Origin of the sequence: Terribacillus sp. FSL K6-0262 (assembly GCF_037977385.1) — a bacterium.
Lineage (GTDB): Bacteria > Bacillota > Bacilli > Bacillales > Amphibacillaceae > Terribacillus.
In genome coordinates, this window is record NZ_CP150277.1 from 1,922,622 (window position 1) to 1,947,896 (window position 25,275).

Annotated in this window: 26 protein-coding genes, 1 riboswitch and 1 other annotated feature; of the genes, 9 read left to right on the forward strand and 17 right to left on the reverse strand. The window is 44.6% G+C overall.

What is annotated here, in order from left to right:
* Window positions 1-139 precede the first annotated feature (139 nt).
* The gene (locus MHI54_RS10015; RefSeq protein ID WP_340081404.1) at window positions 140-709 is read left to right on the forward strand and encodes a YdhK family protein; all 570 of its coding nucleotides are present in this window, start codon (window positions 140-142) and stop codon (window positions 707-709) included.
* 63 nt (window positions 710-772) lie between these two features.
* Here MHI54_RS10015 and MHI54_RS10020 read toward each other — a convergent pair whose 3' ends face one another.
* From MHI54_RS10020 to MHI54_RS10045, 6 genes are all read right to left on the reverse strand, one after another.
* Window positions 773-1,477: a YetF domain-containing protein gene (locus MHI54_RS10020; protein ID WP_340081405.1), complete on the reverse strand. Its 705-nt coding sequence runs from the start codon at window positions 1,475-1,477 to the stop codon at window positions 773-775.
* A 162-nt stretch (window positions 1,478-1,639) separates the two neighbouring features.
* Entirely contained in the window at window positions 1,640-2,731 is a 1,092-nt protein-coding gene (locus tag MHI54_RS10025) for a hypothetical protein (protein WP_340081406.1), read from the reverse strand.
* A gap of 79 nt (window positions 2,732-2,810) precedes the next feature.
* Window positions 2,811-3,854 carry a tRNA 2-selenouridine(34) synthase MnmH gene (gene mnmH / locus MHI54_RS10030; RefSeq protein ID WP_340081407.1) on the reverse strand — a complete coding sequence of 348 codons (1,044 nt, stop codon included), beginning with the start codon at window positions 3,852-3,854 and terminating at the stop codon, window positions 2,811-2,813.
* A gap of 18 nt (window positions 3,855-3,872) precedes the next feature.
* Complete coding sequence (selD, locus tag MHI54_RS10035) at window positions 3,873-4,916, reverse strand: selenide, water dikinase SelD (RefSeq protein ID WP_095216155.1); 1,044 nt, start codon at window positions 4,914-4,916, stop codon at window positions 3,873-3,875.
* A gap of 407 nt (window positions 4,917-5,323) precedes the next feature.
* Entirely contained in the window at window positions 5,324-6,286 is a 963-nt protein-coding gene (locus MHI54_RS10040) for a bile acid:sodium symporter family protein (protein ID WP_340082942.1), read from the reverse strand.
* Between the two features lie 131 nt (window positions 6,287-6,417).
* Window positions 6,418-7,005, reverse strand: coding sequence for a TetR/AcrR family transcriptional regulator (locus MHI54_RS10045; RefSeq protein WP_095216156.1), 588 nt, complete (start codon window positions 7,003-7,005; stop codon window positions 6,418-6,420).
* A gap of 211 nt (window positions 7,006-7,216) precedes the next feature.
* Between MHI54_RS10045 and MHI54_RS10050 the strand changes: the two genes are divergently transcribed.
* Window positions 7,217-8,326: an NAD(P)-dependent alcohol dehydrogenase gene (locus MHI54_RS10050; protein ID WP_095216157.1), complete on the forward strand. Its 1,110-nt coding sequence runs from the start codon at window positions 7,217-7,219 to the stop codon at window positions 8,324-8,326.
* A gap of 1,468 nt (window positions 8,327-9,794) precedes the next feature.
* On the opposite strand, the gene MHI54_RS10055 is transcribed toward MHI54_RS10050, so the two are convergent.
* From MHI54_RS10055 to MHI54_RS10065, 3 genes are all read right to left on the reverse strand, one after another.
* Entirely contained in the window at window positions 9,795-10,145 is a 351-nt protein-coding gene (locus MHI54_RS10055; RefSeq protein ID WP_340081408.1) for a type II toxin-antitoxin system PemK/MazF family toxin, read from the reverse strand.
* Window positions 10,145-10,399: an AbrB/MazE/SpoVT family DNA-binding domain-containing protein gene (locus MHI54_RS10060; RefSeq protein WP_095216166.1), complete on the reverse strand. Its 255-nt coding sequence runs from the start codon at window positions 10,397-10,399 to the stop codon at window positions 10,145-10,147. The genes MHI54_RS10055 and MHI54_RS10060 overlap by 1 nt, the downstream gene beginning before the upstream one ends.
* Window positions 10,400-10,644: 245 nt before the next feature.
* Window positions 10,645-11,217 carry a hypothetical protein gene (locus MHI54_RS10065; protein WP_233135042.1) on the reverse strand — a complete coding sequence of 191 codons (573 nt, stop codon included), beginning with the start codon at window positions 11,215-11,217 and terminating at the stop codon, window positions 10,645-10,647.
* Window positions 11,218-11,786: 569 nt separating this feature from the next.
* On the opposite strand from MHI54_RS10065, the gene MHI54_RS10070 reads away from it, so the two are divergent.
* Together MHI54_RS10070 and MHI54_RS10075 are read left to right on the forward strand one after the other, a co-directional pair.
* On the forward strand, window positions 11,787-12,152 hold the full coding sequence (locus MHI54_RS10070) for a hypothetical protein (protein WP_095216162.1): 366 nt from the start codon (window positions 11,787-11,789) through the stop codon (window positions 12,150-12,152).
* Between the two features lie 775 nt (window positions 12,153-12,927).
* Complete coding sequence (locus tag MHI54_RS10075) at window positions 12,928-13,467, forward strand: hypothetical protein (RefSeq protein ID WP_095216163.1); 540 nt, start codon at window positions 12,928-12,930, stop codon at window positions 13,465-13,467.
* A 576-nt stretch (window positions 13,468-14,043) separates the two neighbouring features.
* Here MHI54_RS10075 and MHI54_RS10080 read toward each other — a convergent pair.
* From MHI54_RS10080 to MHI54_RS10100, 5 genes are all read right to left on the reverse strand, one after another.
* Window positions 14,044-14,703, reverse strand: a complete 660-nt coding sequence (locus MHI54_RS10080; protein ID WP_340081409.1) for a hypothetical protein — start codon at window positions 14,701-14,703, stop codon at window positions 14,044-14,046.
* Window positions 14,704-14,712: 9 nt separating this feature from the next.
* Complete coding sequence (locus MHI54_RS10085) at window positions 14,713-14,889, reverse strand: M23 family metallopeptidase (RefSeq protein WP_340082943.1); 177 nt, start codon at window positions 14,887-14,889, stop codon at window positions 14,713-14,715.
* Entirely contained in the window at window positions 14,883-14,993 is a 111-nt protein-coding gene (locus MHI54_RS10090; RefSeq protein WP_340081410.1) for a hypothetical protein, read from the reverse strand. Before MHI54_RS10090 ends, MHI54_RS10085 begins: the two co-directional genes overlap by 7 nt.
* 72 nt (window positions 14,994-15,065) lie before the next feature.
* Window positions 15,066-15,296, reverse strand: coding sequence for a hypothetical protein (locus MHI54_RS10095; protein ID WP_095216168.1), 231 nt, complete (start codon window positions 15,294-15,296; stop codon window positions 15,066-15,068).
* A 267-nt stretch (window positions 15,297-15,563) separates the two neighbouring features.
* The gene (locus MHI54_RS10100; protein WP_095216169.1) at window positions 15,564-16,274 is read right to left on the reverse strand and encodes a class I SAM-dependent methyltransferase; all 711 of its coding nucleotides are present in this window, start codon (window positions 16,272-16,274) and stop codon (window positions 15,564-15,566) included.
* 112 nt (window positions 16,275-16,386) lie between these two features.
* Here MHI54_RS10100 and MHI54_RS10105 point away from each other — a divergent pair, with 112 nt between their 5' ends.
* On the forward strand, window positions 16,387-17,154 hold the full coding sequence (locus tag MHI54_RS10105; RefSeq protein ID WP_095216170.1) for a DUF2268 domain-containing protein: 768 nt from the start codon (window positions 16,387-16,389) through the stop codon (window positions 17,152-17,154).
* A 141-nt stretch (window positions 17,155-17,295) separates the two neighbouring features.
* On the opposite strand, the gene MHI54_RS10110 is transcribed toward MHI54_RS10105, so the two are convergent.
* Window positions 17,296-17,559 carry a hypothetical protein gene (locus MHI54_RS10110; RefSeq protein WP_095216171.1) on the reverse strand — a complete coding sequence of 88 codons (264 nt, stop codon included), beginning with the start codon at window positions 17,557-17,559 and terminating at the stop codon, window positions 17,296-17,298.
* Between the two features lie 234 nt (window positions 17,560-17,793).
* Window positions 17,794-17,872: riboswitch (glycine riboswitch) on the forward strand.
* A gap of 119 nt (window positions 17,873-17,991) precedes the next feature.
* On the opposite strand from MHI54_RS10110, the gene MHI54_RS10115 reads away from it, so the two are divergent.
* The 4 genes from MHI54_RS10115 to MHI54_RS10130 all read left to right on the forward strand — a co-directional run bounded on the left by MHI54_RS10115 (window position 17,992) and on the right by MHI54_RS10130 (window position 23,155).
* Window positions 17,992-19,338: an amino acid permease gene (locus tag MHI54_RS10115; protein WP_095216172.1), complete on the forward strand. Its 1,347-nt coding sequence runs from the start codon at window positions 17,992-17,994 to the stop codon at window positions 19,336-19,338.
* Window positions 19,339-19,472: 134 nt separating this feature from the next.
* Entirely contained in the window at window positions 19,473-20,579 is a 1,107-nt protein-coding gene (locus tag MHI54_RS10120; RefSeq protein ID WP_340081412.1) for a sugar diacid recognition domain-containing protein, read from the forward strand.
* A 125-nt stretch (window positions 20,580-20,704) separates the two neighbouring features.
* A complete protein-coding gene (locus tag MHI54_RS10125) occupies window positions 20,705-21,973 on the forward strand; it encodes an SLC13 family permease (protein WP_340081413.1) in 1,269 nt (422 codons plus the stop codon).
* A 33-nt stretch (window positions 21,974-22,006) separates the two neighbouring features.
* On the forward strand, window positions 22,007-23,155 hold the full coding sequence (locus MHI54_RS10130; protein WP_340081414.1) for a glycerate kinase: 1,149 nt from the start codon (window positions 22,007-22,009) through the stop codon (window positions 23,153-23,155).
* A gap of 51 nt (window positions 23,156-23,206) precedes the next feature.
* On the opposite strand, the gene proS is transcribed toward MHI54_RS10130, so the two are convergent.
* Window positions 23,207-24,643 (reverse strand): proline--tRNA ligase, encoded by a 1,437-nt coding sequence (gene proS, locus MHI54_RS10135; protein WP_340081415.1) that lies wholly within the window; start codon window positions 24,641-24,643, stop codon window positions 23,207-23,209.
* Window positions 24,644-24,685: 42 nt separating this feature from the next.
* Window positions 24,686-24,900: a binding site (T-box leader), on the reverse strand.
* Between the two features lie 214 nt (window positions 24,901-25,114).
* Window positions 25,115-25,261, reverse strand: a complete 147-nt coding sequence (locus MHI54_RS10140; RefSeq protein WP_158221545.1) for a hypothetical protein — start codon at window positions 25,259-25,261, stop codon at window positions 25,115-25,117.
* Between the last annotated feature and the right edge of the window lie 14 nt (window positions 25,262-25,275).

Sequence of the window (25,275 nt, forward strand, 5' to 3'; positions counted from 1 at the left end):
ATCAAAAAAGAAGCATTCTGATTTGGGCGATTTCGGCTGTTGTGTATCTTGGTGCCGTCATCCTGGTCTACAGTTTGTTTTCTGGTATGCATTAGTATCTGCTGATGGAAACAGCAAGCTTTAAGGAGGAAAAGACCATATGCTAGGAAAAAAAGTCATCATGGCAGGCTTCTCGCTTCTGGCTGCAGGGACGTTGGCTGCATGCAGCGGCGGGGATGATAACGAGACGGATGACATGGACCATGCCTCCCACTCGGAGGAAAGTATGGAAGGCATGCATCATTCCAGTTCCGGTGCCGTTCCTGAAGGATTGCAGGAAGCCGAGCATCCGACCTATGAGGTTGGCAGCAAAGCGATCATATCCGCCGATCACATGGAAGGCATGGAAGGTGCGGAAGCAACGATTGTGGGGGCATATGACACAACGGCTTACGTGATATCATATACCAGGACAGATACCGGCGAAGAAGTGAAGCATCATAAATGGATCATCCAGGAAGAGATAGGGGATGCAGGCGAAGCCCCCTATAAGGCGGGAGATGAAGTCATCATCGATGCCGATCATATGGATGGAATGGATGGTGCGACAGCAGTGATTGAATCGGCAGTGCCCACTACCGTTTATATGGTCGACTACACGTCGGCAACAGACGGAGAAAAAGTGCAAAATCACAAATGGGTCACCGAAAGTGAATTGTCAGCTGAATAGAATGAATCAAAACAGCCAATTGCTGATGGGAATCGGTAATTGGCTGTTTGACTGTCGATGAAATCATTTATACAAAAACACACGCAGCTTTTCATTCTTATCGATGGTTGCCAGCAGGACATTATCGACTTCCGTCTGATAATTACTTCTTAAGTGGGACACGAGCCATGCTTCATCCTTCTGGGTTCCATGCAGCTCCTTATACATGATTCTCCCATCCTTTATGATGGACCTTGGCAAATCGAAGGGCTGCACGTCAATCTGCATGGCCGCTGGTGTGAGAGGCTCATACTTGGGATCGAGAAAGAACGATATCTTTCCTTCCGCTTTCCACAGCGCCAACGCCACCTTTTTCACATCCTCCACCTTCCCCTTGCGCAGCTCCTCCAATAACACATCGATCGATATCCGGGCATGGCGCAGCCCTTCATAAAGGATTTCTCCATCCTGGACGATCGGGATCGGCCGATGATTGATCAAATTCCGGAACCATGGCCATTTCAAAATAAGGAAAATCCCGCCAAGGTATAAGAGCACCAATACTGCAGTCGTAATGATGGAGCCCTTCAGGCCCAGCTCCTCGTCCGAAAGAGGGTGGGCAATGATATTCCCGACGACCAAAGCAATCACAAAATCAAGCAGTCTCAGCTGCGAAATGGAGCGCTGCCCCAGCACTTTTGCGACAAACAATAAAAAGATGAAGGACACGACGGCCCGAAGAGCCCATTCGACAGATGTAAGTGTTTCTTGGCTATGGAAGAAATCCAAATTAGGCACATCCTTTGTTCAATAGGGTGTAATCACCGCTGATCGGTGTTACAGTTATTTCCCACTTTCCCGTCCGGTATCCTTTTGACAGATATAAATAAGCATCAGATAATCCCTGGGAAGGAATATCTGATGCCTTGTAATTGTGGCCGGCAGCCGCGCTCAGCTAGCAGCCCCTTTTATTTGTTTGGGAGGAAGCCTCAGGTTCCCCAGCATGAACTTCATACTTAGCAAGACCTCGATAAGAAGCAGGAAGAGAATGACCCAAATCCCAATATGGATGACAGCGGATGGAAGAGAGGACAAGCCTGCTCCTGTATGACTTTGGAAGGTGAATGTATAAAACATGCCAAACGTGAATAAACGGCTCCACTGGGAGACATCATACACCAATATTCCCTTTGCGAATCCAAGACGCTGCATGCGTCTGATAAGCCGATAAACCTCTATCGACTCCACCATCAAAAAGACGGAAGCTGTGATGCCCCATAAGGCGAGCAGTACGGCTGTGGAGTAAACATTGGCGTAAATGCCGGCGAGTCCGGTGATCGACAGAGCCCCGTGCAGGATACAGTTTGTATTATTCCAATCCGATGTAATATCGAGCTGCCGGAAATTCCCGATATAGCGGCAGAGGATGAATGCGGCACAAACCAGATAAAATGCTATTCCGATCACCAGGAAGGAAATATTCACATAACCGGCAATCTTCCCTTCAAAAACCGTATGAAGTTCCAGGATGAGAGACTGTGTGCTCACCGTAGTCAAAAGCAGGATGCCATGAACGTTCCGCCACAGCTTCAATCTATACATATTCCGGAAGGAAAATAGGCTTAATGTGATAAAAGCCATCCATAAGAAAATATTTAGGATGGCGATATACTTGGCCGCCAGCTGCCACATGGGAAAATGATTGTATAATAGAATGCTGCAAATCGACGTCCCCGCAACCCATGTTCCTATACCAAATCGATTAATCGGATTGGCAAGATGGCTGGTTTTGAACTGATTGTGTATAAGTGCAAGAAACAGCGAGAATAAAAAAGAAATCCACAAAGAAAAAGTAAGGATACTTAGGAGTTTATCCAATTCTTTGATTTCCCCTGTACTGAAATAATTGGACAATACACCCTGCGTGATGATTCCCAGTGCCATGACAGCAGCAAGGGAAGAGGTTTTTATATAAACCTTCTTCCATATAAAAACCGCAATCAGCAGGGCGCACATGATCATCATCAATAAAAAATAAAGCAATGCAATCACCTGTATTAAATAATTTTGCCGATAGTCACTGATATACTGTAACACGAAATACGGCATAAAAGCGCAGGATTCATCCCTGCGCTTTGGTCTGCTGTATGTCTAGTTTTATTTTTTCGATGGCATCTTCCACACTCACCGCCCGGATATGCGTTTGCTGATCTTCCGGACAGGAAGCGGAATGGTTATACTGCGGATCATAATAGTGAACCAACAGCAATTCCGCCGCCACAGCATATTCCCCGCTTTCCAAGCATTGCTCGATTTCCCTGGCGATGGGTGTATGGATACGTCGTTTTATCCGGCTGAAGGCTTCCATGAATCTCTCAGGATGCTTCGCAGGCTGATAGACTTCCAGGATATGTGCGACGCGCTTTTCCAGCGGTAAGTCAATGAAAAGCTGTCTGCTGCGCTCTTTTTTCTGGTAGAACTTATCAGGGATCGTTATCTTGCCGATGCGCTTGCTTTCACCTTCTGCGAACACAAACGGTTCGTCCTGATATTCAAGCATTTTCTCAAGCAGCAGGAAATCGAAGGCACGCTGATTATTCGGCTCCATTCCGATATGACCGAAAATCGATCCGCGGTGACCGGCCATTTGTTCCAGATTGATGACTGGATAGCCTTCTTCCTGCAGCCTTTCCAATATAATCGTTTTCCCATTGCCGGTACCGCCATTCAATACGATAAGTTCAGGAGCAAAGTCCATCTCATCCAGAAGACTGACAGCCCACTTCCGATAAGCACGAATCCCGCCATTCAAGCGCGTGACATTCCGGACACCCATCAGATCCACCACAGTGGCTGCTGTTTTACTGCGCATCCCCCCGCGCCAGCAGAAAACAGTGACAGGGGTATCGATCTGTTGGAATCTCGCGATAAAGTCAGGAAGTTTCTTGGAGAAGATGGCAAGTCCTCTTTGTTTGGCGGCTTCCGGTCCGACCTGCTTATAAATCGTCCCGACCTCGCTGCGCTCTTCGTCCGTGAATACGGGGATATTGATGCTTCCCGGGATGGTCGACTCCTGGAACTCCTTGGGAGAACGGACATCGACAATCGTGTGGCTTTGCTGCACTTTGCGTTTATATAATTCGTCAGGCTTTATGTCCTCGAACATAACTCGCTACACTTCTTCCTAATTTACTTGAATATGACCAGCATTACCTGAAATGACCTCGCCGATTCGCGACGCAGCAATATGGTTATCCTGAAGGTCCTGCAGCAGCGCATCTGCTTCCGCTTTCGGGACACTCATCAGCAGCCCGCCGGACGTCACCGCATCCGCGAGAATATATTGATCGATTTGATCCAATTCCTCCGAGAAAGTGACATTGCCTTTCACATGATTAAAGTTATTTTTCGTACCGCCAGGAATGGCACCAGTCTCCGCCAGCTCACGAACTCGAGGGAGGACGGGGATATCGTTAAAGGAAAGGACGATCTCTTGTCCGCTTTCCCGCGCCATTTCCGTCGTATGACCAAGCAATCCGAAACCAGTCACATCGGTGCATGCATGTACGGTATACCTCTGCATCGTTTCCGAGGCCACCTTGTTCAACGTTGCCATCACCTTCGTCACGTTGGCAATCTCGCCTTCATCCAATAAGCCCCGTTTCAAAGAAGTCGTATAAATCCCGACACCAATCGGCTTCGTCAAGATCAGCTGATCCCCAGGCTTGGCACCGGCATTGGTCTGAATTTTATCCGGATGCACCGTACCAGTGACAGACAGACCGAATTTCGGCTCCTGATCATCGATGGAATGACCGCCGACCAAGGTAACATTCGCCTCGCGAAGCTTATCACTGGCACCCCGCAGAATATCGGCCAGAATCGACTTATCCAAATTGGCAATCGGGAACGCCACAATATTCAGCGCCGTAAGCGGCGTACCGCCCATCGCATACACATCACTAATCGCATTCGCCGCCGCAATCTGCCCAAAATCATAAGGATCATCCACGATCGGCGTAAAGAAATCAACCGTCTGCACCAGCGCCGTTGTGTCATTCAGTTTATACACACCAGCGTCATCCCCGGTTTCAAGACCAACGATAAGATTCGGATCTTTTACAGCAGGAGGGAGGGTGCGCAATACTTGATCAAGATCGGCAGGGCCGATTTTGCAGCCACAGCCACCTTTTGTGGTTAGGGAGGTGAGTTTTATTGGGTTTGGCATTTAGCTCTATCCTTTCTCATATTGCTTATTGGCTCTTATAGGTTGCTATTCATAATCTTTTTATCTCTAACATGTTGACATAATCTATTTTAACATTGTTTAACAACGGGAGTGCAAGTTAGGCATTTTGATTATTTTAAGGTGCGATCAATACAATTAGTAGAAATCATTTCTATTCTTCATTCGCAGGAAAGTAAATCAGAAGAAGGATATTAGCTGATGATTAAAAAACTAGTCAAAAGTTTATCTGAAGAATTGAAAAGGAAGACGAGGGAGGAGGTAGCGTATAAAATATATAGCCCATTCTGTAGGCTACTGTCATTATTTATTGGAGAAAATATGACTTTAACAAAAAAATAGCCATCTCTCGAATATGAGAATGGCTAACTATGAACTACGCTATTTCACTAAGATATTTGTTCTTTAGCAAATTTCTCCTTCTCTTCCACCCCCATCCTCGCAAAAACATTAGCCAAAATAGACCCCGAAATATTATGCCAAACGCTGAAGATGGCACTTGGTACAGCGGCCAGCGGGGAGAAATGCGCTGTTGCCAGCTGTGCGCCCAGTCCTGAGTTTTGCATGCCGATTTCAATGGCGGCTGTCTTGCTTTTTGGCAGATCCATTCGCAGGAGCTTGGCAAAGGCGAAGCCAAGCAGGTAGCCAAGTGCATTATGGAGGACGACGACGCCGAAGATGGCGAGACCGGTCTGTGCGATCTGCTCCTGGCTATTGGAAACGACGGCTGCCACGATGCCGATGATGGCAATGGCGGATACAAGCGGGAGTGCTTTGACGCTTGCGGTTGCCTGTTTGTTGAAGAAGCGTTTCACCAATAAGCCCAAGACGATTGGGATGATGACGACGTTCACGATCGAAAGAAATAAGGAGACAGGGCTGACTTCGATCCATTCGCTGGCAAATAAAAGAATGAGTGCAGGTGTTACAATCGGCGCCAAGACGGTTGTGACGGCGGTGGAAGTCACGGATAATGGCACATCGCCTTTGGCCAGGAAGGTCATGACATTGGAGGATGTCCCGCCTGGGCAGCATCCTACGAGAATGACGCCGACAGCTACTTCGGGAGATAGCTGAAGACCTTTAGCCAATGCAAAAGCGAGCAGCGGCATGATCAGGAACTGTCCGGCAACGACCGCAAACACTTCCAATGGGCGCTTTACCACGCCTTTAAAGTCACCTGCGGACAATGTCAGCCCCATTCCAAACATAATGATACCCAACAGCGGGGTAATATAAGGGACGATCCATGTGAAGCCTTCCGGCAGCAGGAAGGCGACCACCGCAAATAAAATGACCCAATACGCAAAGGTACTTCCGACAAACTGGCTGAATCGTTCTAAAGTTTTCATCATCCACCTCTTCCTTCACTGTTTGTCAGATTGTATAACACATTTATATAAATTTCAATATTATTATTTTTCTGATAAATATAACAGGGGATGCTGTGCAATTTTATTTGTGCAGCATCTTTTTTATCTTTTCATTTAGAAGTTTCCTTCATCAAGGAAGAGTGATAGTGCAATAGATTGATGATCCTTCTGGCCATCTCGGACGGCGTCGCATCATAGTCGGCTTTGATCCATTCCAGTATCCAGCCATAAATGCCATAAGCGCGGTAGTGTGCGAAATATGGGGCATTGATTTCGGAAGCTTTTTCCCCTATGAAGGAAGATCGATTCTGGAATACATCTTTCAGCACATTTAATAAGGCCTCGCGTATTCCTGGTATCCGATCTTCTATCACAAGCAGGTCGTAGTAATGCCGATTATCCTTCATATACTGAAAAACATCGGTTTCATCCGGACTCATCTTCGTTAAGTCGAGTATCGGATTATTGCGAACGGGTTTGAAGAATTCATAAGAAAAATGCTCCATCTCCATCTCGATCATTTCTTTGGCTAATTGCTCTTTGCCATCGTAATGGACATAAAAGGTGGTGCGGTTGTAATTGGCTTCCTCGACGATGTCCTTAACCTTCACTTTCGAATAGCCTTTCTCGGATACTAGCTTTTGGAATGCGGCTATGAGCGTGGATTTTGTCCGTTCAATTCGGCGATCTATTTTCATATTATTCCCTCACTAAATTCGCTAGTCATGAATTTTAGACATTTTAAATTTTTTGTTGAAAAACTATACACAACTATTGTCATAGTTGAAAACCCATACATTTTCAGTTTTTTAGTGATTGAAACGCTGTTTTCTGATTCTTTATACTTAGCTTGATTATATTATAAAACGTTTTAATATAATTGAAAAATGTATGACTGGGGGAATTGGGATGGAAATCCAAGCAATGCTGACTACGGAAGAAAGCAATTTCAAAAGACAAACACTGCAGCTGGAGGATCCGAAGGCTGATGAAGTGTTGGTAAGGGTCATTGCTTCCGGTGTTTGTCACACGGATGCAACGGTTCTGGATGGCTCGCTGCCCGTACCATATCCAGCGGTACTGGGGCATGAAGGTTCAGGGATCGTCGAAAAAGTAGGCAGCAATGTCACGACGGTTGAACCAGGGGATCATGTCGTACTTGGATTCAGTTATTGCGGTCATTGCGATAACTGCTTGGAAGGTAATGCAGGCGGCTGTGAGAACATCATGGAGCTTAACTTTGCGGGTAAAAACAAATATGGTGTATCACCAATTCATACAGAAGATGATCAAGAAGTATCGCAATTCTTCGGTCAATCTTCCTTCGCGACATATAGCACGGTGGATGAGAAGAACGTGGTGAAGGTGGATAAGAGCGCGGATCTTCGTTTGCTGGGCCCGCTTGGCTGCGGTCTGATGACTGGCAGCGGTACCGTCTTTAACGCCCTGGCTCCAGAAGCTGGCAAGAGTTTTGTCGTATTCGGTACCGGAGCTGTAGGGCTGGCAGGGATGATGGCGGCGAAAATCGCTGGCTGCCATCCGATCATCGCGGTTGATATCCATGACAGCCGTTTGGAATTGGCGAAAGAGCTTGGCGCGACCCATACAATCAATAGCAAGAACGAAGATGCTGCCGAGAAAATCAAAGAAATCACTGGCAAAGGTGCACATTACTCCTTGGAAACAACAGGTGTTCCGGAAGTGACACTGGCTGCGATCCGCTGCCTGCGTGTCAAAGGGGAATGTGCAACCGTTGCGGTTGGTAAGCGTGACCTGACGATCAACGTCACCGATGAAATCATGACAAAAGCCATCACATTGAAAGGTGTCGTCGAAGGCGATGCTGTACCGCAATTGATCATTCCGAAACTGGTGAAGTTCTATGAAAATGGTCAATTCCCATTCGATAAATTGGTGAAATTCTATGAAATGGATGATATCCAACAAGCATTCGAGGATTCTGCTAATGGATCCACTATCAAACCGATCCTGATCATCGACAAAGAATATCAAGCTTGAACAGTTCGATATTCTATTGGTCATCCAAGTTGCAAAAGGCTGGAGGAATCCAGCCTTTTTTATTTTGTATAAAAGGAAGCGTTGGCTGTAATCGTTCCTGTTTAGAAAATTGCTTTACCGTTCATATTCAGTTCATATGGCCCCCTATACTCCATTTAGAGCTTGGAAGTACTTCTGATGAAATCTGCTGATAACCAGGAGGATCACTAATATGAAAACAGTTGATATAGACAGCGTGCATCTTTGGATATGGCATTGCCATTGTAAAAATAAAGGATACCGGGATAGGAATGGATGAGGAGGCAATCCTGCATATGTTCGAGTGATTTTATAAGGCTGATGAATCCAGGACTCGCAATGCTGGCGGGAATGGTCTGGGACTTTCCATAGTCAGGGAAATAATCGACTTGCATAAAGGGAGGATTGAGACACGTACCAATTGCCCGTATTCGTTAGTAAACGCCCAATATACACGTTCCCCAAAACCAATGTCAACTACTACGTTCGGTTGTCGATAGCCAGACAAATCACCACCATTGACTTCAAGGATATCGTATCCCGGAAACGCTTCTTCCTCTTCCCGATAGGCGATTGGCCTGGGTACTATAAGTAGACCCCTTTCTGCAGAAACATCCACGCTGCAGCGTGTTCAAATTATTTTTAAAGAAGGAGACAATAAAAAAATGCAAAATACCAACGATAATTTTATTTCAGTTCTTGCTTTGGCTTTTCTACCGGAGATTTTCGGAAAAGATCTTAACTTACTAAGAGATTTCCTGGTTCACTTCATTAGTACATATCCGGTTCTTTCGCTGTCTGTTGCACTAAATGTGATATTGATTTGGCAACTATACCAAAAACGCAGTAACAAAAGTGATCCACTACATAAAAATTTGACATGATGAAAAGCTACTATTGAGAAGCCGGCGCGAAGGTGATAGCCGTACAGTCCGTGATTATCGAGCTATTTTAGGGCTGCCGCTCGAAGAAAATTTTACGTTATTTTCCTTTCTTATCTACATTTCTTTTAATCAATAAAACTATCGCAGCTATTAAAAGAACAATTACAGATATCGTATCTTCTAAAATTGTATTTTCTGAAACTAAATTAGTAATAATCGATATAGCCAATAAAGTCAGAAAGATAATATATGCATATTTGGAAATAAAATTCAAAAAAATCCCTCCAAACCATTTATTTACATAAATAACTATGTTATGTCGTTACCGTAACATCTTCCCATATATTGGGCAATAACGATGTATTTCTGCAGTAGGACTTGCTATACTTTCAAACTCCCTTCCTATTGCTAAACTCACTAAGGCAAAAGCGGCAGGTCCAGAGACAAAAAGAGCACTATTAGTAGGAAGTGTCTACTCAGCATGCTTTGAATAGTTACATAGAAAAATAACTGCTGCACCGATCCTGATATGCAATAAAAAACCTTCCGTAACTTCTCGGAAGGTTTTATTGTAAGTATGTGGCGACCTTAGCAAGACACTCTTCCACAACCTCTGCAGGCGCAGGGCCGATAACTTTAATGTTTCTGGCTTTCCAGTCTAATGATTTAATTTGATCGGATAAAATAACACCCGTAACTGGATTTCCTGAAGGAACAGGAAATCCACCTTCAGGTAATGCTACTTCGAATGGATAGCCTTTTTCTTGATTAGTTATCGGGCATACAACTGCAAAGCCTGTTTTGTCATTGAAGTTCTTAGGTGATAGAACGATTCCCGTCCTACGGCCTGCTTGTTCGTGTCCTGCTTGTGGATTGAAGTTTATTACGATTAAATCGCCACGATCAGGTGTTTCCATTAAATCAATTCATTCCCCTCTGTTCCTAAATCAATTTCTTTATGTGTATTTTCTGGTGTGATTCCTGAAAGAAGCTCATCTAATGAATATTTCTTACGGGCTTTTTTCGGAACTAAAGTGATTGTTCCTTCGTTAGTTTCCACTCTCAATTCCATTAAAGATCCTTGATCAATATGAACTTTTTCAGCAACATCCTTCGGGATTCTTACTGCTAAACTGTTTCCCCATTTCTGAACAGTTGTGGCACCTGCCATGATTGTAGTTCCTCCTAGTGTTAGTCCTTTTTCCTTCGTCTCTTTGCTTTTCTTCTCTGTTTGGTTAACTTCGTTTTTGTTCTTCTCATTTGAATCTTGTGTATTCATTATACCACTCCTGTTCATTTTTGTATATACATAGTATATACGTGAGTGATGCTTTAGATACCTATTAAAGGTGTCCAAGATGAGAAAAAAACAAAATAACACAGGCGCATACAGTACGCTTACTAAGGTTAACTACCTTAAAAAATGAAAATTAATGCGCCACAGGGCTCTCTAGCAACACAGTAAAGTCCTTTTTTGTGCTTATGAATAGAAAAATCCCCTAAAAGGAGATTAGATAATCCATTTTTCAAAGGAAGGTATTCGTAAATACCCCTTGCTATTAGGTTCCGATACTTAACTATTCCTTGAAATCCAGGATTTAGATATATAAAGTCTTTTGTTTCCTTTGATACGTGCTGCCGATACTCATCATAAAGTCTCTTCTTGTCTCCAGGCCTCATGAACTCCAACATTCCTGCAGGAAATCCATCCTGGAAGGACAGCAGCAAGCTAATCTTATTCTTCCGTATGCCCGTAATGAAGACATTCTCATATTGATAGTTGATTACTTTTAGCCAGTTGTGTAATCTGGTTCCTGGCTTATAGAAGGAATCAGCTTTCTTCAGTACAATTCCCTCTAATGATTGGGTTTTAGTGAGCTCATATAGCGCCTCACCTTGTCCCTCAAAGTACCGGACAAACACAAACAAATCGTTGCTTGGAAGTATTCGCTCCAGCAGTTCTTTTCGCTCTATTAAGGGCTTCAGCATGACGCTTTTCCCCTCATAATAGAGAATATCAAAGACGCAATAGATCTGATTTAGATGATAGAAAACGGGACATAACTGCCTCAAAGTCTGGCTTATCATCCGTACCAGGTACAATGATTTCTCCATTTAACCATACTATAATAAAAAGAGGATAATATGTTTATTATATGACCTATTATTCTCTTTGCTGGGTACATATGGAATGAGTGCAATGCTAGCTATTCTACTGTCACCTTTACTTATTCTAAACTTCTTCTTAAAGCTATTCTTATGACCACAGCACAAAATGTTAGTTAAAGAAGAAAGCATTGTAGATGAACTTCTAACGTATAAATGTAATACTGGCGATAATAATGCCATTTACTCTGAAGAAGCAAGAGAATATTTAAACCGAATCCCTACCCTAAATGACCAGTTATTCCTAATAGGAGTAACTGATGCAGACGAACTATATGCACTGTTACCTCGGCCGTTTGGTGTTCCTATACACGGAGACCTACATAACAAACTTTTCTGCAAACACTTAAATATACACAAATTTCACAGTCAGAAGGATAAAATTCCTGGATGTGTTAGGTATTCCGGATACTTTCATTGCTGAGATAGAAACAAATCCTGAGATAGATGATATTGATATAGAAAAATATGATTCATATCGTTTTAAATACTTTATAGAAGCTAGTAATATGTCTGATTTATTGAATGCTTTCTCTATCTATGCGACAAATGATCAGTACAAGAGTTATGTCAGCATTGTACAGAATCATTTTTTTACCGATATGTCTGAGATTAAAAAGAAATTAAGAAATTGCATCGATAAAGAGCAATTCAATACATTAAAAAATGAATTAAATAGATACGAAAATATAACTAACCAGAGCATTGTAAGAAGTATCTGGGAAGGCAAAAATTCGAACAACATTGAAGGATATTAATGAATTCAGAACGAAAGAAAGAATTAATTAAGCAAATAACGGATTACAAGATTAATGTAACTACAGTAAGAGATTGGAACGTAACTGCAAAAGAAGAAAAGTTACCTTCAATTTCGACACTTATTAATGAATTTGGATCTTGGAAAGCCTTTTAGGAAGCCTGTGGGGTTGGCACGGAGAACAAATATACATCTAAAAAACTGTTTGAGATAGCAAAGTTGAATAAAGAGCACCTGACTTCGTGAAGAAAATGGGATGATTTTGCTTCCGAAAATTCTCTCCCTCGATCTCAAATATTTATCGATAAATTCCGCAGTTGGAATAATCTTAAGGAGAAGTTAGACTTACCAGCCTTAAGAAAGCGATCGGACCTCTATACAAAGGAAGACATAGTAAGCATCCTAAATGATCTTATAGAAATTAGTATCAAACATTATAAAGTATTTGGCTCAGCATCTATTACGACCTGGAACGACTATGCCAGGGATAACAAAGTCCCCAGCAGCTACAGTTTCATAAGAAACTTTGGAAGTTGGAAAAAAGCTAAAATCGAGATTGCAAAAATAAAAAATGGTTCGAAAGGTTCGTGCCTTTAATAAGTGATTCAATAACAGCACTTCTTTTTCCAGAATTAACATGAAGGTAATAGTTGAATCATTAAATATTGACTGTTTAAAAAATGGAAATAAATTAGCAAAAAATAAATTTAGGGAAGGAATTCGACTAAATACATAGAAATCCTTAAGTGCAACACAAAAAAAGAGGAGGAATATGTATGAAAATGTTGCAAAAAGTTACATTTACTTTGTTAGTGGCGGTACTTGTATTCGGAATTGCTGGGTCTCCATTCGCTCAAGCTGCTTCTAAGAATGAAACAAACGGTTTAACTGAGGAACAAATGGAATTTAGCAGAACCATACTTGGACACTTAGAGGCTTACACTGATGAAAATGGGAACCAACAATTGCGTATTACAGAAGCAGAAGAGTTAGAATCTGCTTTAAATGGAAGCGAGATCATTAGTTATGATGAATTTCAATCAGTTGTAGAACAATTTAATACTTACATCTCTGAAGGAGACAACGTTGTTTCAAACACAGCAGATAGTATTGCGAAGGAATTAAACACAAACGAGCCAGGTCAAATGGGAACAATGGCTATAAGTTGTGGAGATGCACTTAGTATTATAGGATTGATACATGCAGGATCTTATTCAGCAGCGGCATATGCATTAGGCATAACAGGTCCAGCAGCACTATTGATTCCACTACTTACTTCGGCAGCATACACAGCAGCATCAATTGCATGTGATTGAGTTGAATTAACAAACACGATATAAGGAGAGTCTACACATATGTCCATTACACTCAAGAAATTCAGCTTTTCTTATGTTTATTTAATAATAACAGTTATGTTATTTTCAACTAATTTTTCAGACACTGAAAATGCTCTGCTCACAACTATCTTGTTTTTACTACTCGTCAATTTGTCTTGTTTTTCTAACGAGTACCTCTTGGTAAAACACTACGAAAAGAATCCGCAGAAAAAGTCTAATATAGGGTATGTTATTTTAATTGCTGCACAGATCGTAATTACGTTAATACTATTCTTTGTGTTTAAGTATTATTTCTAAGAAAAAGGAGGCTGGGATATAACTAATTTCTCAGTGCTTAAAACCGAATCTTATTCTTGAGCGCCGCTTCGGTAGAACACGCCGCTTTCCACGGGCACGGCCTTAGCCTCCTCGTGGAAAGGCCACCACTGCGGGGTCTTCAGCTCGCGCTGTTCCCGTAGGAGTCTCCGTGTTCTCCCTACGCTGGGATAGATAGCTAATCAAAAAACCGAACTTATGCAAATTTTCGTATGAAGATTTGCAATATAGTTCGGTTTTTTATTTGGCTAAAACACTTTTGTCCCAGCCTCCTTCTTCGATTTGAGATACTATTTCAGAAGGTGTTGTCGAAATAAGATATGTCGAGAGATCATCTCCATGATTATTCGAACTGTAGTGTTTAAAAGCCAAGTTTATGTCAGTTTCAGATTGATCGCTGTATATCAATTTAACAGCTGCTTCATCCTTATATGTACCCAGGACTCCTTCTTTTTGATTGTATTTTATATCAGTTATTTCTTGATCTTTAGAAATAGCCTGGATGAAATCCATGATTACATCACTGTTATTTACAGAGCCACCATTTAATATATCCTTAGAAAGACTTTCTGGTTCAAATTCTTGAATGAAGAGATCCTCATCCTTTAATCTCACTGCAGTAAACAAGAACGTTATGGCTCCTTCTACTGAATTATACTTCTCTGCTACTTCATCATTGTGTAAATGAATGTGGCCGCCGTCCCCAATCTTTTCTTCGTCCGCCCATTTATACAGATCTTCTTCCTGATTCATAACCGTTTGCATATCTTCTAATGTGTCAGCAGATGCTTGCTCAATGTTTATACTGTCTGCTTCTTCATCTAAGCTGAAGAATATAAGCAACCCTATCATAATAAGCATCCAGGCACCTATAGAAGCTAAAACAAGCTTCCTTTTCATAATTCCCTCCTAGAATTGAACGTATTTTGCAGAATCTAATTTACCAGGCTTGCTAGAATTCCATGCAGGAGAGAGTAGTTCAAAATGAAGATGCATACCTGTTGATTGCCCAGTATTACCCATGTAGCCTATAAATTGACCTTTTTTGACATTAGCTCCTGCTGATACCTTCCTCGAAGCTAAAATAGAGTTTCATACTGTTTTCCTTCTATATTGTGCCTTATGATAATTGTGTTTCCGTATGAGCTTGAAAGATATGATTTAACTACTACTCCATCTGCAGATGCCACTACCTGTACATTAGATCTACCACCACCGATATCTATACCGTTGTGATAAGTTCCCCAACGAGGACCAAAAGTTTAAGTAATATCACCTGTTACCGGTCTCATAAAGGCACCAGAGGTTACTTGTGGTACATCGCCACCATTATTAGGGGTATAAGTCGCTTGTGATTTGAATTTGTTAGCGTTTTTTAGGACCTTATCGACATACCAGTTAGCATGGTTATAGTTATAGATAGCTCCTCTTTGATCGGAAGCATAATTACTCCCAGCCAAGTAATTGGCAGCTGTATGTATTGCATCTTCAATCTGCCATGGATCAGCCTTTCCATCACCATTCCCATCTACACCATATCCACCACCGGCTTTTTGAGGTAAGGAGCGAACTTGGCAAAGGAACGGAAATAGTCATAGCATTCGATCATGATTGAATGCCGGAATCCCTTTTCTGAACCCATGTCTGATTCCGATGATCCGGAGGAAGGGAAATCGATTCAGCGATGGTTCTGTATCTATCCAGGGAGATATTGTTTTTTAATGATGAAGAGATTGGAGGATATCCAATCTCTTTTTTGCTTATCTGCACCTGAAAATGCGATAGCCTAGTATATCTTTATACTGCTTTGTGATCTCCTGGTGCTTTTCCAATATCTCTAATAATGCGTCATCTATATCTTCCGATAGTGTGAAATCGGCAGCATGCTGCTCGTCGATTTGTTCAGAGGAAGCTTGGTATGTCGTGCTGTCAATTTGTTGGAAACCAGCCTGTTTGAAGACGGTAAGCCATTCGGCTTCGGTCCATAATTGCGGGAAGGTGTAAAAATCCATGATGTGATCCCGTTCGGTTTCTGGAATCGGCTGTTCCAGTACGGTTTCGATTGCAAGTAAGATGCCGTTTGGTTTCAGGACTCTTTTGAGCTCTGGAATGGTGGTGCCGACATTGGTGAACGCTAGCACGGATTCGGAAAGGACGATATCAAAATTCGCTTCCGGATAGGGGAGATTTTCGGTGTCCCCGAGTTTGATATCGACCGGTGAATCGAGGGAGTTGAATCGCTGCCGGGCTTTCTCCACCATGATGCCATTATTGTCCAGTGCACTGATGCTGCAGCCGTATTGCTGTGCGAGATGGGCGGCTGTTTGCCCGGTACCGCAGCCGATCTCCAGCATTGCTGTTTGTTCATTGATTTTTTCCTCGGACAGGATCTGCTTTGTTAGTCTCAGTCCTCCTGGATGGGCGCCGCCTACGCCAAACAGGGCTAAACAATCGAGGTATGTGTAATGCAAATGAATCCCCGCCTTTCCATGTAATAAGCTATGAGCGCAGGGGAGATTTGTGCTGTATGCAAAAGCAGGACGTGCTCTTCGTGAATAAATTGGTGTTGTGAGGAGGAGTGCTATGAGTGTAATCAGGACAGATGAATGGCTGCTTCATGATTATGAGGATCCAGTCGGGATGTGCGGGCAGCTGACAGAACATTTCCCGGGAGCTTCTGCTTCTGAAATATATGATTACCTCGTCAGGCATGGCATGTATCGCCCGCTGAAGAAGCGGGGGGAACAGCTGCTGGATCAGAAGGTGTGGGAGATAGTGAAGCAGGACGAGGCTTTCCTGCAGAAGGAATGGGGAGGTCCGGATATACCGATCTTTATCTTTCCATCAGATGTGCATAATGAATGGCTCCAAGCACAATTGGGAGGCAAGTCCGGGCTGGCTTTCGGTGATAAGCTTTTTTTATTTATCTCCCCGAAAAACACGGAAGAGGAAATAAAGGCAATATTTACGCATGAATACAATCATGTCTGCCGGCTGAATCACTTTGACAAAAAGGAAGGGATGTACACGCTGCTGGATACGATCGTATTGGAGGGGATCGCGGAAAATGCGGTCAGGGAAAGACTGGGGGAGGAGCTGACTGCAAGCTGGGCATCCTTTTATTCGGATAAGGAAATCGCCAAAATGTGGGCGGATTACATTCTGCCCAAGCGGCGGCTATTACGTGAGGAGCAGGAATTTCAAGCGATTTTATTCGGTCATCGTAAATATCCGAAGATGCTTGGTTATTGTGCCGGTTATCATGTAGTGAAAAGGTATATGGAGAGAAATAGCCTATCAAGCAAGGACTTGCTGCCTGTCGAAGCGGATGTGATTGCCGGCGGGAATTAATGGTGCATGGAGCTTAGTGGATATGGACGATGATCATGGAGTCAGGGTGCACCAAGTCCTGACTTTTCGTCATACCCACTTCTCCATGGCTATGATGCCGTTATCCTGGTCTGCTGAGATAAACATGCTTTAGTTGAATGGTCAAATCCAGAATAGGGAAAGCAAGGCTATTCCTGCAATGGCTCCCAAGGCCACTCCCCAGCCAAATCCCCAGCCGCCGCCATACCCCCAGCCTCCGTAACCGAAGCCGCCCAGGTTCCGGGAGCGGCCAAGTGGCTGCAAATATACTCGGTTCTGATCTACACGCTGAATGATTCCTCTATGGATTCTGCCATCATGGCATCGGATTTCAACTGCTTTACCGCTGTATCTTTGGCATAATGAACGATATCTTCCAACTGACATACCTTCACCCCCATAACGTTTTAAGGATTCAGGGTATTATATGTCCCAAATAAAATATCGCAGGGTACACGTATCTTAGGGGTTTAGCGGAATCTTGGTGTCAAGGGGATCGAGGTGCCATGCTGCAATCTGGATTTGACAAAAAATCCAACAAACATTAGAATGAACGGTAATCAAGCAAAATCTAAATAACTTAATAATAAAGCTATGAATGCTATGGATCACACTATAGCAGGAGCAGCTTCTGGAGAGACCGCTATTTGCGCGGCGCCGAAGGGTTCACAATCTCAGGCAAAAGGACAGAAGAGTATCGGATATGTATTTGTGTTTTGCAGCGCGCGCATGACCAATAGTATTTGTTATTCTTGTGATCAAGAGATTGGAGAACCTCCGATCTCTTTTTTTATTGGGTTTTTGAAGGAGGAGTAAGATTTGGCACAACAAGGGCTGAAAAGGGACTTATCAAATAGACATGTACAGCTGATTGCCATTGGCGGTACGATCGGTACGGGGTTATTCCTGGGATCCGGGAAAGCGATCCAGCTGGCTGGCCCATCGATCATCTTTGCATATTTGATTGTTGGCATTGCGCTGTTTTTTGTGATGAGGGCGCTTGGGGAGCTGCTTTTATCAAAGGCAGGCTATCAATCCATCACGGACATAGCCGAAGATTATCTTGGACCTTGGGCATCGTTTGTGACGGGCTGGACGTATTGGTTTTGCTGGATAATGACAGCGATGGCGGATGTGATTGCTGTCGGGGTGTATGTGAATTATTGGTTCGATATCCCGCAATGGGTACCTGCACTTATCTGCGTCATCGTTTTATTGGGACTTAATTTACTTACGGTCAAGCTGTTTGGGGAATTGGAATTTTGGTTCGCCTTGATCAAGGTGATCACGATCTTGGCCCTGATCGGTATTGGCATCGTGCTGCTGGTGATTGGTTTCCAGACAGATACAGGAGCCGTTTCGGTTGCCAATCTATGGGAGCACGGAGGACTGTTTCCCAATGGGATTCCTGGCTTCCTGCTCGCCTTCCAGATGGTCGTCTTCGCGTATGTCGGTGTGGAATTGATCGGTGTATCGGCAGCCGAAACTGCTGACCCAGCCAAGAATATCCCCTCGGCGATCAATAAGATACCGTTACGGATCCTATTTTTCTACGTGGGCGCACTTTTGATTCTATTGATGATAAATCCATGGACAGAGCTGAATGCAGCAGAAAGCCCATTCGTGAAGACATTCAGCTTGGTCGGCATTCCGCTTGCGGCAGGCATCATCAACTTTGTCGTATTGACATCGGCAGCATCTGCCGGGAACAGCGGCATGTTCTCCACCAGCCGGACTTTATACAACTTGAGCAAGCAAGGACAAGGTCCATCGCAGCTTGCCAAATTGAATAAAAAGCACGTCCCGGCGAACGCTTTATGGCTGTCGGCAATCGTTGTATCCGTGGGGGCGCTCTTAAGCAAACTCATCCCGGATCAAGCCTTCAGCATTGTCACGACTATCAGTGCCATCTGTTTTATTTGGGTTTGGAGCATCATTCTTATCTGTCATATCAAATATAAGAAAACCCGTCCTGCATTGCAGGCAAAATCAACGTTCAAGGCACCGTTTGCGCCATTTGTGAACTATGCTGTGCTGGCGATGTTTGCAGGGGTCCTCGTTATCATGCTGTCGGCGGATGAAACGCGGCCGGCGCTGCTGCTGACGCCTTTGTGGTTTGTATTGCTGCTTGGGCTGTATGGGGGCAGAAAGAAACGGTCCAATTAAGGTAATCGAATGATAGGAACAGCTTCCGGCAAATGGAGGCTGTTCCTATTAATCTATGATATAAGTTAAGTTGTCCATCCGCTCTCCACTATGATAGATTCTAAATGAAATGAGCGGGAAGGCGGGTAAAAAATATGCAATTCTTGACGTATGAACTGGCTCAGGAAATTGTCGGACGTACGATGAAGATATTGAATCAAAATATAAATGTCATGAATGAAGAAGGGGTGATCATAGGCTCCGGGGAAAGGGACAGGATCGACCAGCTCCATACCGGCGCGCTGCTAGTACTGGAAAAAGGAGAAAGCATGGAAATAGATGATGCCAGTGCCGCGGAAATGAAAGGGGCAAGGCCAGGTATTAATTTACCGATACTTTTTAACGATCAAGTCGTCGGCGTGATAGGTATCACAGGGGAACCAGAGCAGATCCGGAATTATGCCCGGCTGGTGAAAATGGCGGCAGAATTAGTGCTGGAGCAATCGTTTTTATTGGAGCGGGTGCAATGGAAGCAGCGACTTCAAAGTGAGATTGTCAATCAGCTTATCGCAGAAGGGGACTTGAATGAGGAATCAATCAAGCAGCGGGCTGGATTCCTGGGGATGGATGTAGGATGTCCGAGATTTGCTATCGTGATGGAAAAAATGGATGATGCCCAAATTACCACGCAAGGGCTGATTGGGGCGGTCCAATATGAGATTGGCAGAAACGATTTAATCGGAGTCAGTTATAACGAGGAAATAGTGGTTCTGAAGGCGGCAGGATCGAAATGGGGATTGAATCATTTTTTGGAACGGCTGCAAAAGATATCTTCTGAAAATGTACGAATGGGAATCGGCAGGGTGGCGAATCAGCTAAACCAATTAAAAGCCTCCTTCTCCCAGGCTAAAAATGCCATCATGGTCGGGAGTAAGCTTGATCCGGATAGGAACTGCTTCCCATATGAAAAGTATCAATTGGAGATCATGCTGTCGAAAGTGATCCGGGAAGAGGATAAGAGTGCCTTTTCTTACTATGATAATCTGCTGGATCAAGGCAGGAAGGGGGAGCTGATCGATACATTGGAAGCTTATATAAGAGAGGGCGGGGAATTGAACAAGATTGCAGAAAGCTTGTTTATTCACCGGAATACGCTGAGGTACCGTCTTGATAAGATCGCTGAGCTGACTGGAAAGGATCCGCGGGATGCTAAGGATTTGATGGAGCTGTATATGGCGAAGCTGCAGCGTGATTTGAGCTGATTGTGCAAATGCACAACCGAAGTGGAGGTTTTCCGGGACTTTTTCATTCTCTTTCACGATGAATCCATCTTAGAAAACGCTTACAATTGGTGTATAACGATTACACATTGTGTGGAGGGGACAGCATGGACGTTACTGTAAGCGCTTTAGGAGCGATATGTTCCTTGATCATAGCTATTGTACTTATCTTGAAAAAAGTGCCGCCCGCATATGGGATGGTTGCCGGAGCTTTGATCGGCGGCTTGATCGGCGGTGTGAATATCACGGATACAGTCGCCTTGATGATGGAAGGGGCACAGGATATCATTCCGGCGGTGCTGCGGATTTTGGCTGCGGGTATCCTGGCAGGTGTCCTGATCGAATCGGGGGCTGCTTCCTCGATTGCGGAAACGATTGTCAAAAAAATCGGGGAAACACGTGCATTGCTGGCATTATCCATTGCTACGATGATCCTGACAACGGTCGGGGTGTTCGTGGACGTGGCTGTCATCACCGTCTCCCCAATCGCTTTAGCGATTGCCAAGCGAGCTAATCTATCCAAAACGGCCATTCTTTTGGCGATGATCGGCGGAGGCAAGGCGGGGAATATCATGTCGCCCAACCCGAATGCGATCGCTGCTTCTGATGCATTCGGTATCCCGCTTACATCGGTCATGGCTGCAGGAATCATCCCAGCTATTTTCGGTGTGGCTGTTACGTATCTTTTGGCAAAGCGGCTCGTCGAAAAAGGTACTGCGGTGGCAAGCCAGGATGTTGAAATGACAGATAGTACAAAGCTGCCTTTATTTATCACCGCATTGATTGCACCGCTCATCACCATCATCCTGCTCTCCTTGCGTCCTTTATTCGATATCGATATCGATCCGATGGTTGCGCTGCCGGTTGGGGGTATCATTGGTGCCATTGCAATGAAAAAGACCAGGAAGATCAATGAATATGCGATTTCTGGTTTGAGTAAAATGTCCGGAGTGGCCATCATGCTGCTGGGGACTGGAACGCTGGCGGGGATCATTGCCAACTCTGCATTGAAGGATGTCCTGATTGATGCGTTGAATGCCACTGGGCTGCCGGCTTTTGTATTGGCGCCTGTTTCGGGTATCTTCATGTCCGCGGCAACTGCTTCCTCAACGGCTGGTACGGCAGTGGCAAGCAGCGTCTTCAGCGGCACCATTTTGGATTTGGGTGTGTCTGCTTTGGCTGGAGCTGCCATGATTCATGCAGGTGCAACGGTACTGGATCACTTGCCGCACGGGAGCTTTTTCCATGCGACAGCAGGAAGTGTCCATATGGCCATCAAGGAGCGCCTGAAGCTGATGCCATACGAATCCTTGGTCGGGCTGACACTCGCGATCATTTCAACGCTTATATTCGGGATCTTTAAGTTCTTTGGTTAAGGGAGTTAACGCTAATGGAGAGGATGGATTACCATGAAAATTGTATTCGCCCCTGACTCTTATAAAGAAAGTTTATCGGCTCTGGAGGCTGCTGATGCAATGGAGCGAGGCTTTCGATCGGTCTTTCCGGATGCTGTGTATAAGAAAATGCCAATGGCGGACGGAGGGGAAGGAACCGTTCAGTCACTTGTGGATGCAACGAGCGGTAAAATCGAAGAACGATTTGTAACGGGTCCCTTGGGTAAGCCGGTCAAAGCATTCTTTGGCTTGATGGGGGATGGGGGAACAGCTGTCATAGAGATGGCGGCAGCATCAGGGCTGCATCTTGTGCCTGCGGCTGACAGGAATCCGCTGTTGACATCTACCAGAGGAACCGGGGAATTGATGGCCGCTGCTCTTGATATGGGCGTGCATCATATTATCATCGGACTTGGGGGCAGTGCGACAAATGATGGCGGGGCCGGAATGATTCAGGCCCTGGGGGGAAGGCTGCTTGACGAAGCTGGAAGAGAAATCGGTGACGGCGGCGGTGCACTCTCCCAGCTTGCTGCCATAGACTTGGCTGGTCTGGATGACAGATTGAAGGATGTCCTGATCGAAGTGGCCTGTGACGTGGATAATCCTTTGACGGGACCAAGGGGGGCTTCGGCGATTTTCGGTCCCCAAAAGGGCGCCACGCCGGAGATGGTGGAGCAGCTGGATAAGAATCTGTCCCACTTTGCCGATGTTGCAGAGCAAGCGCTTGGGAGCTCCTTCCGGGAGATAGAGGGCGTAGGGGCAGCAGGTGGACTTGGAGCGAGTCTGCTGGCTTTTCTGGATGCAAAGCTGAAAAGGGGAATCGATATTGTCCTGGATGCGGTGAACTTCGATGAAGCAGTCAAGGATGCCGATCTTGTCATCACGGGGGAGGGGCGGATCGATAGTCAGACGATTTACGGCAAAACCCCGATCGGCGTAGCGAAAGCAGCTAAAAAATATGGTGTTCCTGTAATCGGGCTTGCGGGGACATTGTCGGAAGATGCTGATGTTGTGCATGAGCACGGAATTGATGCGCTTTTCACGATCGTTCCGGGTGTGGTGACACTGCCGGATGCATTGGAACATGCTGCAGATTATATGGAAAGAGCGGCAAGAAACATTGCAGCGACGATGAAGGCGGTTAAATCCAAGCAGCTATCATAGGATACAAAGAAAAGGATCGACCTGGTTAAGATCGATCCTTTTGGTATTCAATCAATAAGCGCGAGCAAACCAAACGGTATGTTTTGCTTCTTTGCCGCAATGCAGGCAAGTGTGCTTTTCAGCTGGCGGGTTGAATGGGATATTTCGGGTTGTGAATTTCGTTTCTTCTTTTACTTTATCTTCACAAGCGTCATCGCCGCACCAGCCTGCCAGGATCCAGCCAGGAATTTGACCGTTTTGTTCAGACTCGGTCAGATGCTGTTTCAGCTGTTCCATTGTATCGATATGTGTATGGGAGTGCTCTGCGCGGAAAGCTTTGGCTTTTTCGAACAGGCGGGTTTGCATGGTTTCCAGCTCTTTTTGGATCGCTTCGACAATGCCTTCCAGAGGAACCGATACTTTTTCTTCTGCATCACGGGCTTTCATAAGCGCTTGATCATTATCCAAATCACGCGGGCCAAGCTCCATGCGTACTGGCACACCTTTTAGCTCCCATTCATTGAATTTGAAGCCTGGTGATTGATCGGAATCATCGAGACGAACACGGATGCCTTGGGCTTTCAGGGCTGCGAAGATCTCATCCAATTTCTCGATGATGGCAGGGTTTTTCTTCCATGGACCAACAGGAATCAAAACGACTTGTGTCGGTGCCACTTTCGGCGGTAAAACAAGTCCTTGTTCATCGCCATGAACCATGATCATCGAACCGATGAGCCGTGTGGATGTACCCCATGATGTAGTATGCACATGCGTGTGTTTATTTTCTTTGTTCAGATATTTGATATCGAACGCTTCAGCGAACTTGGTACCCAAGTAGTGGGAAGTCCCTGCTTGAACAGCTTTTCCATCCTTCATCATCGCTTCGATCGAGAATGTATCGACCGCACCGGCAAAGCGTTCGGATGGTGTCTTTTGCCCATCATAAACTGGAATCGCAAGCAAATCCTCCACGACTTCCTTGTATATGTTCAGCATTTGCATCGTTTCCTTGCGCGCATCTTCTTCATCCACATGAGCGGTGTGACCTTCCTGCCATAGGAATTCAGAAGTACGGATGAATGGGAGAGTTTTCTTTTCCCAGCGGAAGACATTCGCCCATTGATTGATCAACACCGGCAGATCCCGATAGCTCTTGATCCAATTGGAATATAAATGACCAATCATCGTCTCGGATGTCGGACGCAGCGCTAACCGTTCCTCCAGCTTCTCCCCGGCAGCCTCTGTCACCCAAGGAAGCTCCGGTGAGAAGCCTTCGATATGATCCTTTTCCTTCTGGAAGAAAGATTCCGGAATCAGCATAGGGAAGTAGGCATTGCGGTGTCCGGTTTCCTTGAAACGCTTATCCATCGCTTCCTGGATATGCTCCCAAATTTCATAGCCGTCGGGCTTGAATGCAATACTCCCGCGGACTGGCGTATAATCGACCAAATCGGCTTTTTGAATGGTATCGATATACCACTTGGTAAAATCATTTGTATTCTCGGACATCGTTGTTTCCTCCTAAGTAATATAAAAAAGCATAAAGCGTCCGAAAAGGACGTCTTTATGCTTGATAGACGTGGTACCACCTTCATTCGGCTTAATCATGCATTAAGCCCTCGCAGCGTCTGTAACGGAACGACCCGGTTAGGTTTGCCTAACATCTCCGTGGCAGGGTTCAATAAGAAGAGGTGATATAGCTCTCAGCCAAGGCTATATTTTCTGTTTCACGATCCTTATTTACTTGATCACATCATCGATTGCATATGTATAAATTAATATAGCAATAGGCGGCGGGGAATTCAATAACATTAAGTGCTGCACGGCAAAAAAAATATCCTTCCTGAGGTGCGGGAAGTCTGTCTTAAAGGAATGGAAAGGGGACAACAGCAGAGCATCATTGATAAATTCAGGATTGATTGCGATTATCTGAAGAAAAAAGAAGAAGCTCACCATCAACGATGAGCTTCTTTCCGTTATCTAGTTGAGGATATTTAAAGAAAATACTGCGCTGCCAAGATCTCCTTCTTTAACTGCATTTTCATTTTGATTCTGGTCAGAAAAGCCTGCTAAACCGCTCAGTATGATTGTGCCGATAAACAGAAATGAGAGAACTAGCTTTTTCATATAAAACCCTCCCT